This is a genomic window from Deltaproteobacteria bacterium GWA2_45_12, from assembly GCA_001797365.1.
Taxonomy (GTDB): Bacteria; UBA10199; UBA10199; order UBA10199; family UBA10199; genus UBA10199.
Genome location: MGPH01000054.1, coordinates 1 through 13,240, shown reverse-complemented (window position 1 = coordinate 13,240; position 13,240 = coordinate 1). Strand labels below are relative to the sequence as shown.

Below are 13,240 nucleotides of genomic sequence, written 5' to 3'. Positions count from 1 at the left end.
TAAGGTTTAACTACTCTTCGTCGTGGGATAAATCTTATCCCACGACTGGAGCTGTCTTTCAAATTTCAACTAAGATTTTTATATCACCCTTGGTTTGTCTAAAGCTATACAATCGGTAAAAGATCGATAGGATTTTTAGGATAAACTATCTTGCAAATTTGGGCTTTTTAACGGATCGGGCTGTATTTCTTTGGTGGTTTTATTGGCATAAACAACAATCCCATGAGCCATTGTTGCTGCTAGGGTGGCAAGAAAGATTCCGGCAAAGATATCTGGAACCCAATGATGGCGTAGATAAATGGTGGATAAGATAATTCCTATAGAGAGGATGGTATATGAGGTGCCCCATAGGAGTCTTCCCTTGGTGTTGGCTAACTTGAAGGCATATATTGTTGAAAGAGACGCCAAAGCGACATGCATGCTGGGAAACGAGGCATAGTGCATGATTGGATTGTGTGAGTTGGCAAAGCCATGAATCTTCTCAAAGAGACCCCATTTCCCTACAAGAGCGGGATAAGCTTGCCATATCTCAGGTCCAAAATAAAATCGGGGGGGGCCCGCAGGGAATAGAATGTAGGATAAAAACCCAAGGTAGAAACATAATCCAAGGCCCAATGACATTTCCTGAAAACAATGGCTTCGTTTTGACCAGTAAAAATGGAGCGCTAAAAGAAGAGGTAATAAGAAGTAAATGGCATAAAAAAAACTAAACATATCCGTAAGAAAGGGATTAACAAATTGCTGACTCCATAGTGTTGGTTCCACTCCAAAAAGCTTAAGGTCCATTTCATAGAGTAGTGAATCCAATGGATGAGGGTTGATGACACCCGTGAACTCCCTTAAATTTTCGAAGATGGTGATGATTGCCACCAAAGGGATCCAATCTTTAAGTGGTTCAAGGCTTAGTGAGTTCCTGAGAGATTTCTTTTGCGGGGACTTGGAGGAAAGTGTTTTAAAGGCGATGGACAAATATATAATGAAAACGATGACAATGGAAAAACTGATCAGGGAAGAACGCCACTGAAAACGAACCCCGTAGACATGGGCCAGGACCAGGAAGGTGGAAAGGACAATGGCGGAAAGAAAAACAGAAATATTGTTAACGTTTTTAAATACAGGCATAAAGGGCATTTTTAATTTTTTTGCACTATACCCGTTTTTCGAGTAAAGGCCAGAAAAGAATGAAGATTGGATTGGTTACGGAATATTTTTACCCGAACTTAGGTGGAATCACAGAACACATCTATCATTTTTATTTGGAGCTTGCCAAAATGGGCCATGATCCGGTTATTGTGACCTCCGAAGCCGGATCGGCGGAGCACATTCATCTTAAAGATTTCAACATATGCAAAGTTGGACGCTGTTATCCCGTTTATGGGAACGGGTCCATTGGTCGCCTCACGTTGGGGTTTGGAGTCGGCCGGCGATTACAAGAGATTTTCGAATCGGAAAAGTTTGATATCATTCATATCCATTCACCTTTTTTCCCCACCCTGGCTACAGTTGCCCAAAGATATTCCAATACTGTTACCTTTGGTACGTTTCATACCGTCTTTAAAGAAAGCATCTCCTTAAGGATTTTCAGGAGTATGTTTCAAAAGTACTTTGATGCGCTTCATGGCAAAATTGCTGTTTCCCAAGCATGCCGTAAGGTCATCGATAAATATTTTACAGGTGGGGAATACCGGGTTATCCCCAACGGGGTGGATACGGATTTTTTCAGGCCTGATGCAAAAAAAATCCAGGCCTTTGCCGATGGAAAGGTAAATATATTTTACTTAAGCCGCTTGGAACCAAGAAATGGCCTTGATTACCTCATACGTGCCTTTCTTCAAGTACATAGAGAAGATCAAAATTGTCGCCTGATCATAGGAGGTGAGGGGCCACTTCGAAAATATTATGAATCCATGATTCCCAGGGAAGTTAAAAAGGACGTTTGCTTTGTTGGCCGTTTACATGATGATAGGCCTTCTTATTTTGCAACGGCCGATATCTTTTGTTTTCCATCTACGCTTGCTGCTTTTGGGATTACTTTCCTTGAAGGCTTGGCCGCTGGACGCCCAGTACTCGCTTTTTCGCTGCCGGCTTTTGAGGCAATGGTTCAAAATCGGCAAGATGCTATGCTATGCGGGAATCCTTCTGTTGCTAACCTGGCTTCTGGTCTTAGAGAACTTGTTGCTGATACCGCTTTACGACAAAAGATGGGGATCAACGCACGGATGATGGCTATGCGTTATTCCTGGCCAACTGTTGCCAAAGAGGTGGTCCAATATTATGAGGATGTGCTTCATGCGTTTGCTTAAACGGACTATGGTTCAATTAGTGGGATTTGGGGTCAGTATTGCAGCAGTTTTCTATTGCTATGGTGTGGCTAGACGTGTCGATTTGTTCCAGGCCACCATTGAAGTGGGATGGAATTGGATGATACTAGCCGCCGGGATTAACTTTATTATCATCGGTATCAAGTCACTGCGATGGAAAATGATGCTTCAAAGTGTTGGAGGGGCACCTTTAACGGAAGTTTATAAATCGGTTCTCATCGGATATGCTCTTAACAATGTTTTGCCGGTGAGAGGAGGGGAAGTCGCCCGTATCCATTGGATCGGAAGAAAAGCCTCTCTCTCTTATTCTGCAACGACAGCCAATTTGGTTTCGGACCGACTCATTGAAGGCTTAAGCCTTGCTTTTTTGTCCTTGATGGTTTTCTTTGATTCTGCAGCGCCTATAGAAATCAAAAAGGGAGCTGGAGTCTTGTTGCTTGTCACAATTTTCATGTATGTGGGCCTCGTATTTTTAAGGCGATTGCCCCGAGGACCTGTCTGGTTTCAGGATTTCCAAAAAGGGCTACATTCTTTTATGTCTTGGTCTATTCATTTAAGGGGTATTTGTTATTCTCTTATAAATTGGATTTTCCAAGTGGTTCTCATTTATTGTGTCCATCGTTCTCTGGGGATTTGGCTGCCGGTTTGGAGCTTATTTTTGGTCCTGTTTGCCATTAACATTGCTATTATTGTGCCTTCGGCACCAGGGAATGTGGGAACATTTGAAGTGGGTGGATTATTTATTTATAAGTTTGTGGGGTTGCCTGAGGATATGGCCTTGATAACCACTTTTGTCTATCATGCAGTTCAGGTCATTCCCGTTACCTTGGCAGGAGGAATGATTGTGTTGCAAGCTGTTTTTTTGGACAGAGGCGCTTTAAGAGAAAGGGGACCGTGATGAAGCTTGTTAAAGTAAAGAAAAAAGAAGACAACGGGAACCATCACAACCTTCCACAACATATAAGGAATCATGTAAAAAAAACGCTGAAGTTGAAAGCTTAGGTAATGCATAAAAATAAGCCTAACTTTTTAAATTAAGCGCATCAACTCCTAATCGTTTTGGACTTTGTTTAAGGTGATAGCATTGTATGTTTAGGCAATTAATCATCCACGCCGACGATTATGGACTTTCCCAGTCTGTGAGTCGGGGTATCCTCCAAGTAATCGATCAACAGACAGTGACATCAACGAGTATAATGGCCAACAGTTCTTGCTTTCATCAGGTCTGCGAATGGCTTGAGAAAAGACCTTCTTTAGATTTGGGTATCCATTTGAATTTTACTTGGGGAATTCCTCTTTGCGATCCTAAAGACATCTCTTCTTTAGTGGATGGAGCGGGCAAATTCCATTCATCTCCTGCTTTGTATGCACGGGCTCTTCTTGGAAGAATCAAGAAAGAACATGTTTACAAGGAGGGAAAAGCCCAGATGGAGAAAGTTTTTGCTCGGAAACTTAACATCACCCATATTGACAGCCACCATCACGCCCATGTTCTTCCCGGTCTTTGTGAAGCAGTGGCTGATTTGGCATTGGAATATAGAGTTTCTTTTGTTCGTTCCCTGACATCACAAAAACATTGGGTGGCAGATGGACCTTTAAGTCGCAGGATTTTTTTGGGTCAAATGCCTGGAGCTCATCGACAATTTTGGACAAAAAAGGGATTGTTTACAGTGGGCTGTTTAAAGGGATGTGATTTAGGCGGCAATCAAAAGAATCTTTTGGTTTGCTGGGACAAATTTTTAACCCTTTTACCCGAAGGAGTGACAGAGGTGATGGTGCATCCCGGTTATGTGGATGATCTGATAGGTGATTCCTATCGCGAGGGCCGGCTCAAAGAAATAGATTTATTGTGCGATCCTCGATTCAAAAAAATGATCAAAAAAGCCGACATTTCTTTGATTGGCTTTTCCCATCTTTTAAAGTAGGGACTCCACTTTACTTTATCTTACTAAGCGAAAAGGTAATTATTTATGGGAAGAATCCTTGTTTTCTTTATCGCCTATGCTCGTTGGCTTCGGGGCGTCTTATCGGGGCAAAATCCCGTGGTTTGCCACGGGGTCTTGGGCTCAGGGCTTGCCCTTGGGTTCATATCCTTGATTCTTTGTTTTGTTTTGCTTATTCCCCATGGTTTTGCCCAAACATCAGCCAATGTTCCGGTCAATCATCCCGTTTATCGGTTTATCGATAATTTGGTGGCCCAAGGATTTGTTAAAAAAATCGTTCTTAGCCAGAAACCTTATTCTCGGTTGGAAGTTGCCCGTATTTTAAAAGAGGGAAGAAAACAAGTGGATGAGGATTACGAAGAACGTTGGATCGATTATGATTATTTTCAGGCATTATTCGAACATTTCGAGAAGGAATTTAAAAGCGATTTTGAAAAAAGATGGGCTCCTATCGAGTTTAGCCCCCTGAAAAGTGCGGGGATTTCCTTTGTGCAGCAGAACTCCAAACCAAGACGGGTACCTGTTCGTAATGGACAAGGTTCCATCGATGGTATTGCCACTTCTTTTGATACGGACCAACTAGGACGTACTTTTGAAAAGGGGACCAATCTCTTTTTGCAAACCGGACATGATTTGAGAGTAACGCCTTATTTTGTTTTTGAGGCCTCCCCCCAGGCGCAATTTTCTTTTCAAGCCGATGAAAAGCGTGTCTCTTTCCTTTACTTATATGGAAAAACGGGTTGGAAAAATCTTGAGTTAGAAGTGGGCCGTGATGAGGTTATTTGGGGATATGGTGCCGAAGGGGGGCTTTTATTTTCAACGAATGCACGGCCTCAAGACATGCTGCGTTTAACCAATCCCCATCCATTCCGTTTCCCATGGATTTTCAAATACCTTGGAGAGCATAAACTTACCTTTTTGATGTCTAACCTTGGTCCAGAATATGTATTTAAAAATTCTTATTTAGCTGCCTATAAGTGGACACTCAAACCGGCTAGATTTTTTGAATTTGGTTTTTCAGAAGCTGTTGTTTTAAAAGGCAAGGGGGCGCCGGAAACCTCTTTGGGGGATACTGTCACTGAAATTTTTCCTTTCGTAAAATGGGGACGCAATTCCCAGTTTACTGATCAAGGAAACCACATTTTTGGTCTTTTTGATTTTAATCTTGCCCTTCCTTTTTTAAGGAGAAGCCAAGTTTACTGGGAAAGTGCCTTTGATGACTCCTTTGTTCGAGCCTTGGGGAATTTAGACAATATTCTTCAACAAATGTCATTTCAGGCAGGCTTGTATATTCCAAGATTGCGTAGTCGGGGCGATTTGACGGCACGTTTTCAATATGATCATACCTCTCCGTTGCAGTATCGGCACGGTCGGTGGACATCAGGATACACTTTAAATCGCAGAATCATTGGAAATCCATTGGGATCGGATGGCGATGCACTTCGATTTATGGCAAACTGGTGGCCCAAATTCGATGTTCTGACCACTTTTGGATTCGATTGGGAATTCCGTCGGGCCGATGACAATGCCAGTCAAATTCAGCCCAATGGAGAGCTTGGTGATATCGTTAGAGATATTGATTTGCCGGATGAAAAACGCCTACGGTTTGTTACAGGGGCCGAATGGTTTATCAAAGATACCTGGTCCGTGGCTCCGCGGGTTGGGTTTGAAAAAATTTATAATGCAAATTTTGTCAAGTCCAGGGAAGACAATAATTTCCTGGTGCAAATGGATACCACTTTCTACCTGGACAAACTCAATCTTAAAAGCCATTCGCGAAAACATTAACAGACGGGCTTCTTCTTTTTTTGCAACCATTCATATCCCTGGATCAGGGCTGGGTATAAACCCAGGGAAGTGATCATGTTTACGGCCAGCCCGATGAAAGCCAACCAACTAATATCCGCCAAAGCTTCATTTCCAACCAAGGCAAATCCAGCGCATCCGATGGCTGTTGTCAGTGTTGCAATAGTCGTTGGCCCCAGCATTTTTTGGAAGGTAAGATCAAGATTCCTCGGGTTTAAATCGAAGTAATGATGATAGATATGTATGAAGCTATCAATGCTGGTGCCCAGCACGATGGGAATCATAACGATATTAAACATGGTAAGGTGAACGCCAAAGAGTTTAAGGCCCCCCAAGGTCATAATGAGGGTGATGCCTAGCATGCCCGATAAAAATAAAGCCTGTTTTCCATTTTGGCAGGAAATATAAAGCATTAAAAAAATCAATAAAAAGCTTACCAAAAGCGCCCGCGGAGTTTCTTTTTGAATCAAGTTGTAGATGTCTGCTTCAATTAAAAATTGCCCTGTGGCCGAAACAGTCTTGCCGGATTTTAGACGAATATTTGATACGTAATCCCGAAAAATTTTTATTTTCTCAATATTGTTTCGCGTGATAGCCGGATACAAAAGGACGAGGCGTTTTGTTGTTTGGCCCGTTGGATTGAAAATATGGGTTATTGTTGGAGGCAGGTCTTTGCTGCCAAAGGGGGCAATGGTTTCAGGAAATTGGGGTAAATATCTTTTCACCAAGGGGCTTGCCTTGATTGAGGCAATGGTTTTTTGAATATTTTTTAGGATGGGAATTTTTTCTTCCTGATGTCCGGGGACAAAACCGCTTAAGCTTACCACTTCTTCTAGGATGGGTGTTTTGGCATCGCGTTGCATTTTTTGTTTTAAGATATTGACGATTTCAAGCTCTTCTTCCTCGGAATCAACAAGGATGACAGCAGGTCTTAAAGAACGGGAGAAGATGGTGGAGAGTTTTTTTTCCCAGTCTAGGGAAGGGAGTGGGGGCGTGTAGTGTTCAAGCTTGGTAATGTCATGCTCGACTTTTAATGTGTCCTTCATGTAAGGGAGTGAAGCAAGTGAACCTATGGTGCAAAAGGCAATGATGGTGATGCTGAAATGAAATTTGACCTTAAGGGTTGTTAAGGGATTAATATCGGGAATATGTTTTTCTTCCCAATCAAAAAAATTCCATTTGTCAAAAAGGGAAACCATTGTGGGGAAAATGAAAATAAACGTGAAAAAATTACATGCTGTACCCAACATGCTGATCCATGCAAATTCGGCGTATCCTTTGAAATTGGAAAATCCAAAAGGTAGGATGGCCAATAGAGTGACAACACAGGCCCAGAAAATGGATTTCAAGGTTTTTTGATGGAGTTTGATGAAACTTTGGGAAGTTTTGAAATCTTTACGTTCTTGAAGGTAGCGCGTGAGATAATAAATGCCGTAATCACTTCCTAACCCCAAAACAAGCCCGATGCTGAAACTAGAGATAAAATTGAGGGATCCAAAGCAAAAAGTGGTGAGTCCCAAGGTCCAGAGGCTTGACGTTGCCATGGCAACTCCCAGTAAAACGCAGGTTGTCAGGCGTCTGTAATAAATCAGAATTACCAGAAGCAGGCTAAAGAAAATCAAAAGGGACACCTTTTTAAAGGAATGAATAAGACGGGCATGGGTTTCCAGGCTATTTTGCAGACTACCCGTGTAAGAAATTTTGATATTTTCTCCAGGGAATTTTTCTTTTTGAAACAAGGTAATTGCCTTTTGGATACCTTCGACAAAGAAGGTATTTTTTTGGATATTTAAACCGGCTTCTTTGGGGAAAATGATCAAAACAGCCATGTTTTGAGACCAATCGGCAAAATATTCTTCCTTAAAATCATCTTTGAAAACCTGGCTCTGGTATTTTTTAAAGATATCCGAAAAATCAAATGGATCGGACTCTTTATCCACCAAGCCAATCATGTTTTGAAAAAAAGGGTGGATTCCTCCTTGAGACAATCTGGATTGTTTTTTGAAACGATCTTCAATGACAGTCAAATCGGCAGTCTCCAGATAATACAATTGATGTTGTTTAAAAAAAATGATGGGCCGTTTCCACTCGACATAGGCAATATCCTGACGATTTTGAAGAAAACCGGCCAATTGATCTATAAATTGTTGGATCTTCTCGTGATCTTGGTTTTCTACCACCACAATGAGGTTGCCACTGGTAAATTCGTTTGTAAGTTTTTTGATGGCTTGAACACTTTCAAAATTTTGAGGGAGGAGATCGACCATATCGGCATTAATTCGCAAATGCCGTGAGGTGATTGTGGCCAATAGGGTTAGTAGGAGACCGATAAAGAGATAGATATAAGAATGTGTGATACAATGACGGGCTAGTTTTTCTCCGATATTCTTACGCATCAAAGGTATTTTAAAATTCGAGTAAGGGTTTTTTCTTTCCCGAGGATCCGAATTATTTCAAAGACCCCCGGGCTTACCGAACGACCGGTCAAAGCCACGCGAACGGGTTGGGCGATTTTGCCAAGACCCAAGCCGGTTTCTGACACCAAGCCTGAAAATATCTGGGAAATGGTTTCATGAGTCCATGTTTGAAGGGAGTTCAGTCTATCTGCTATCTGCTTCATGATTTTTTTAGAGTCATCAGTAAAGAATTTCTCCTTTAATTTTTCGTCCGGTTCTACTTCCCTGAAGAAAAAATCAACCATTTCTACAAATTCAACAATCGTTTTTACTTTTTCCTGACTTATCTTGATTCCTTCAAGGAGAATTTCATTTGAAATATTTTCAATTCCCTTGTTTTTTAGGAAGGGTAAAACCAGTTCTGCCAGTGTTTCCGGTTTTTCCTGACGGATGTAAACACCATTGAGCCACAATAATTTTTCAGGATTAAAGACACCTGCCGAACGGGAGCAATTTTCAAGTGAAAAAGCCTCGATCAATTCTTGGCGGGTAAAAATTTCCTGATCTTTATAAGACCATCCAAGACGCACCAAATAATTAACCAGGGCCTCCGGTAAATAACCCATGTCTTTGTAGGCCATGACGGAGGTAGCCCCATGCCGTTTGGAAAGGCGTTTTTTGTCGGCGCCTAAAATCATGGGCACATGGGCAAAAATGGGAAGAGGGTACCCAAAGGCTTGGTAGAGCTGGATCTGGCGTGGGGTGTTGTTTAGATGATCATCCCCGCGAATGACATGGGTGATACCCATGGTGACGTCATCAACCACGACGGTAAAATTATAGGTGGGGCTGCCATTGGTGCGGGCGATGATGAGGTCATCTAATTCTTTATTGGCCACCACCACATCGCCCTTGATGACGTCTTTGATGACAATTTCACCCTCATCAGGGGAGATAAAACGAATGCAATGAGGAAGTTTTTGATCAAGGCGTTTTTTGACTTCATCGGCTGAAAGTTTCAGGCAGGTGCGGTCATACATGGGTTTGCATTTGGCGGCCGTGGCCGCTTCGCGTTTTTTGGTCAAATCTTCTGCCGTGCAAAAACAAGGATAGGCTTTTTTTTCAGAAATCAATTTATCAATGTGCTGCTTGTATAAATCGAAGCGTTTTGTCTGAAAGTAGGGGCCCTCATCCCAAATAAGCCCCAACCAATTCATTCCATCCAAAATAGCCTGAACAGATTCAGGTGTTGAACGTTCAAGATCGGTGTCTTCAATGCGCAAGATGAAGGTGCCTCCCCATTTTTTGGCCAGGAGATAATTATATAAAGCTGTGCGTGCCCCACCGATGTGGAGATAGCCAGTAGGAGAGGGAGCAAAACGGAGACGGGGTTTGAGGGAGGCCATAATCAATTTCCCCCTCCCTTGAGGGGAGGGGGCTAGGGGGCGGGTGAAAATCGGGTACACCCTCACCCTTACCCTCTCCCCTCAAGGGAGAGGGGATTAAAGAAAGGCGTGAGATTATTTTTTAATTCTTTCCGGTCTGAAATCGCGCAGAATACGGCCGGCAATCCACATTTCTTGATTCGCCATGGTTTCAAGCTCCTTATTCAACTTGACGCGATAGTCGGGTTTGGAGTTGGCTTCGATGGTGATGCGGGCTTCGTTGCCGGTTTTAACGCTTTTGTAACATTCTTCAATCACTGGTTTGATGGCGGCTTCAAAGCGGGGGGCCCAATCCAGCGCGCCACGTTGAGCCGTGGTGGAACAATTGGCATACATCCAGTCCATGCCGTTTTCGCCAATTAAGGGGTAAAGGCTTTGGAAGGCTTCCTCGATGCTTTCGTTGTAGGCTTCCGAGGGAGTGTGGCCATTGGCACGAAGCACTTCATACTGGGCCTTGATGGCTCCCTGAATAAGCCCCATGAGCACGCAGCGTTCACCGGTCAAATCGCTTTTGACTTCATTTTCAAACGTGGTTTCAAACAAATGCCCGCTACCAATGGCAATGCCAGCGGCGCAAACACGTTCTTTGGCACGACCTGTATAATCCTGATAAATGGCGATCGAGGCATTAATGCCACGGCCATTTTGGAAATGGGTGCGTACAGTCAACCCGCTTCCCTTGGGGGCACACAAAATAACATCCACATTTTTTGGAGGAACAATTTTGGTTTGGTCACCAAACACAATGCCGAAACCATGGGAGAAATAAAGGGCATCTCCTTCTTTTAAATGTTTTTTGAGAGTGGGCCAGAATTCAATTTGGCCGGCATCGGAGAGAAGAAATTGAATAAGGGTTCCTTTTTCGGAGGCTTCTTCCATCGAAAAGAGATTTTTCCCAGGCACCCAACCTTCAGCAACTGCTTTATCCCAGCTTTTGCCGGGGCGAAGGCCGATGATCACGTTGAAGCCTTGGTCGCGTAAATTCAAACCCTGACCGCGTCCTTGAGGGCCATAGCCCAAGATGGTGATGGTTTCCTTGCCCAAAATTTGTTTCAACTTTTCAGGGGGGAAGTCGGTACGTTCAATAATATTTTCTTTAATACCTTTTATTTCGATCGTTTTCATAAATAAATCTCCGGTTGGGTAGGGACAATCCTAGGATTGTCCCTACAGAAGGGTTGCCCCTACCATGCCCCAAAAGCGGGGGTCAATGGTAAAAACGGAGGATCTCAAGGTGAAAATTATTAAAAAAAACTGCCGGCATGAATTGGAGGTCCATTCACGTTGAGGGGGGCAGTATGTTTAAAAACTTAGGTCCGTAAAAATTACTGAGTTTGTTTCGGAGCCGTGGGCTGTGATGACGATTTGGGCGTTGTCCCATGTCCTGTTCCCTCACCCATGCCTGGATGCCCGCCCTGCATCATTTCATGCATCATGTCCATGGGGGGATGATTTTTCGGCATTTGGCGATAAGAATCTTTTTTTGTTCCGCAGCAGCCATCTCCCATGGAATGGGAAGAACTATATCCACAAGTGCCCCCCATCTTAGAGCAAGCCGCAGTATAAACTGAACATAAAATCGATAGAACAGCCAAGACCATGACAACAATCCCCACCCCTTTGGTTAATTTGTTGAATGCTTTCTCCCGTGCAGAAAGAACCAGCAGTACTGTGCCACTGACCAAACATAAAAGTTCGAGGGCAAAAGCGATGTGAAACTGAGACATCATAAAACCTCCTTTATTTGAAAGACCTGCTTATAGCTTAAGCCAAGTTGATTGGGAATGGCTTTTTTGGGGATGGAATGGGAAAGGGAAGGCGGTTTGGAAAAGCAGAAAGAATGATTTTAATCATATTTTCTTACTCCAGCCTTATATAGCAATAGCTTATGACTTCAATGGGGAATAAGGTTTATTTTGGCAACTTTGGCTGACCTTATGCCGATAATAAAACTATAAAGAAGGTCTCAAAAGAAGTAGGGGTCGAAAAAAGAAAATTATGTATAAAAAAATAATCATACTGGGTGCCTTATTTGGGTGCGTTGTTTTCTTGGGATGTGGAAAAGAAAACCAAAGTCCTTCTAATTTCAAGTATGAGCCAAACTCTATCACGATCGATGAAGATGGGGATGGCATTCCTGATGAATCAGACAATTGCCCTGAAATTTTTAACATCAATCAAGTTGATTCGGATGACAATGGCTTGGAGGATAGTTGCGATGTGTTACCTTCTGATGACGCGGATATTGTCCCTTCTCCTGATCCTGAAAATAGGGAAGTCCCTGTATCTCCAGACCTTGATCAAGACGGCATTGAGAACGGTGAAGATAATTGCCCCTATCTGGTTAATGCTAACCAGACCGACCAAGATGACGATGGAGTCGGAGATGTCTGTGACAACTGTGTAAGATTTGCCAATGGCGATCAGGTGGATTCTAACCACAACGGAGCTGGAGATGCCTGTGAAGGGGCAGTGCTGCCCCCTCCACCGCTCCCGCTTCCAGACCGTGATGGGGATGGAGTGGCTGATCAAAGCGATAATTGCCCGGATTTACGCAATGCGGATCAAGCAGATAATGATGGTGACGGTGTAGGAAATGTTTGTGAACCAGTTTTGCCACCCCCACTGCCCCCTGATCGTGACGAAGATGGAATTATTGACCAAATTGATAATTGCCCGGACGTGGCCAATGGGGACCAGGCTGATGATGATGAAAATGATGTGGGAAATGCGTGTGAACCGCCGCCCCCTTCACCATTTCTACCCCCACCCCCTCCACCCATCGATAGCGATGGAGATGGGTTTTCTGATCCAAATGATAATTGTCCCGTTGATTACAACCCGTATCAAGAAGATGATGATGAAGATGGTTTAGGGGATGTTTGTGAGCCAGTTCAACCTCCGCCTCCTGCTCCACCGCCCCCACCACCACCGCCGCCCCCACCACCACCACCTCCTGTTGATCGTGATAGAGACGGAGTTTCTGATCGTTATGATAATTGCCCCGATGTGGCTAATGGGGACCAGGCTGATGATGATGAAAATGATGTGGGGGATGCGTGTGAACCGCCGCCACCCCCTTCACCGTTTCCACCCCCACCCCCTCCACCCATCGATAGCGATGGAGATGGGTTTTCTAATCCAAATGATAATTGTCCCTTTGATTATAATCCGTATCAGGAAGATGATGATGAAGATGGATTAGGGGATGTTTGCAGCTAAGAAAATCATGACGCTTATGAAAAAAATTAAAGATAGTGCCTGTAAGTTTGTGTTTCAAACCGGCCGGTGGTGATATTATACACTTCAAAAGAATCTCCTAGGAGCCT

At 43.4% G+C, this 13,240-nt stretch carries 10 protein-coding genes; 5 read left to right on the top strand and 5 right to left on the bottom strand.

What is annotated here, in order from left to right:
* Window positions 1–135: 135 nt before the first annotated feature.
* Complete coding sequence (locus A2048_03505; GenBank protein ID OGP07992.1) at window positions 136–1,131, bottom strand: hypothetical protein; 996 nt, start codon at window positions 1,129–1,131, stop codon at window positions 136–138.
* A gap of 50 nt (window positions 1,132–1,181) precedes the next feature.
* Between A2048_03505 and A2048_03500 the strand changes: the two genes are divergently transcribed.
* The 4 genes from A2048_03500 (at window position 1,182) to A2048_03485 (ending at window position 6,052) form a co-directional block, all read left to right on the top strand.
* A complete protein-coding gene (locus A2048_03500) occupies window positions 1,182–2,303 on the top strand; it encodes a hypothetical protein (GenBank protein OGP07991.1) in 1,122 nt (373 codons plus the stop codon).
* Complete coding sequence (locus tag A2048_03495; GenBank protein OGP07990.1) at window positions 2,290–3,219, top strand: hypothetical protein; 930 nt, start codon at window positions 2,290–2,292, stop codon at window positions 3,217–3,219. Before A2048_03500 ends, A2048_03495 begins: the two co-directional genes overlap by 14 nt.
* A 298-nt stretch (window positions 3,220–3,517) precedes the next feature.
* Window positions 3,518–4,246 (top strand): hypothetical protein, encoded by a 729-nt coding sequence (locus A2048_03490; GenBank protein ID OGP07989.1) that lies wholly within the window; start codon window positions 3,518–3,520, stop codon window positions 4,244–4,246.
* Between the two features lie 45 nt (window positions 4,247–4,291).
* Window positions 4,292–6,052 (top strand): hypothetical protein, encoded by a 1,761-nt coding sequence (locus A2048_03485; protein OGP07988.1) that lies wholly within the window; start codon window positions 4,292–4,294, stop codon window positions 6,050–6,052.
* On the opposite strand, the gene A2048_03480 is transcribed toward A2048_03485, so the two are convergent.
* The 4 genes from A2048_03480 to A2048_03465 all read right to left on the bottom strand — a co-directional run bounded on the left by A2048_03480 (window position 6,049) and on the right by A2048_03465 (window position 11,638).
* Window positions 6,049–8,466, bottom strand: coding sequence for a hypothetical protein (locus A2048_03480; GenBank protein ID OGP07987.1), 2,418 nt, complete (start codon window positions 8,464–8,466; stop codon window positions 6,049–6,051). The two genes, A2048_03485 and A2048_03480, sit on opposite strands and share 4 nt — an antisense overlap.
* The gene (locus tag A2048_03475; GenBank protein OGP07993.1) at window positions 8,466–9,872 is read right to left on the bottom strand and encodes a glutamate--tRNA ligase; all 1,407 of its coding nucleotides are present in this window, start codon (window positions 9,870–9,872) and stop codon (window positions 8,466–8,468) included. Before A2048_03475 ends, A2048_03480 begins: the two co-directional genes overlap by 1 nt.
* 114 nt (window positions 9,873–9,986) lie before the next feature.
* A complete protein-coding gene (locus tag A2048_03470) occupies window positions 9,987–11,036 on the bottom strand; it encodes a ketol-acid reductoisomerase (GenBank protein ID OGP07986.1) in 1,050 nt (349 codons plus the stop codon).
* A gap of 200 nt (window positions 11,037–11,236) precedes the next feature.
* On the bottom strand, window positions 11,237–11,638 hold the full coding sequence (locus A2048_03465; protein ID OGP07985.1) for a hypothetical protein: 402 nt from the start codon (window positions 11,636–11,638) through the stop codon (window positions 11,237–11,239).
* A 271-nt stretch (window positions 11,639–11,909) separates the two neighbouring features.
* Here A2048_03465 and A2048_03460 point away from each other — a divergent pair, with 271 nt between their 5' ends.
* The gene (locus tag A2048_03460; protein ID OGP07984.1) at window positions 11,910–13,133 is read left to right on the top strand and encodes a hypothetical protein; all 1,224 of its coding nucleotides are present in this window, start codon (window positions 11,910–11,912) and stop codon (window positions 13,131–13,133) included.
* Window positions 13,134–13,240: the final 107 nt, after the last annotated feature.

Bases quoted from the DNA above. Each gene is read 5' to 3' on its own strand.
- A2048_03495 (OGP07990.1), top strand. From the start codon at position 2,290: ATGCGTTTGCTTAAACGGACTATGGTTCAATTAGTGGGATTTGGGGTC.
- A2048_03490 (OGP07989.1), top strand. From the start codon at position 3,518: ATGGCCAACAGTTCTTGCTTTCATCAGGTCTGCGAATGGCTTGAGAAA.
- A2048_03460 (OGP07984.1), top strand. From the start codon at position 11,910: ATGTATAAAAAAATAATCATACTGGGTGCCTTATTTGGGTGCGTTGTT.
- A2048_03465 (OGP07985.1), bottom strand. From the start codon at position 11,638: ATGTCTCAGTTTCACATCGCTTTTGCCCTCGAACTTTTATGTTTGGTC.
- A2048_03475 (OGP07993.1), bottom strand. From the start codon at position 9,872: ATGGCCTCCCTCAAACCCCGTCTCCGTTTTGCTCCCTCTCCTACTGGC.
- A2048_03500 (OGP07991.1), top strand. From the start codon at position 1,182: ATGAAGATTGGATTGGTTACGGAATATTTTTACCCGAACTTAGGTGGA.
- A2048_03485 (OGP07988.1), top strand. From the start codon at position 4,292: ATGGGAAGAATCCTTGTTTTCTTTATCGCCTATGCTCGTTGGCTTCGG.
- A2048_03480 (OGP07987.1), bottom strand. From the start codon at position 8,466: ATGCGTAAGAATATCGGAGAAAAACTAGCCCGTCATTGTATCACACAT.
- A2048_03505 (OGP07992.1), bottom strand. From the start codon at position 1,131: ATGCCCTTTATGCCTGTATTTAAAAACGTTAACAATATTTCTGTTTTT.
- A2048_03470 (OGP07986.1), bottom strand. From the start codon at position 11,036: ATGAAAACGATCGAAATAAAAGGTATTAAAGAAAATATTATTGAACGT.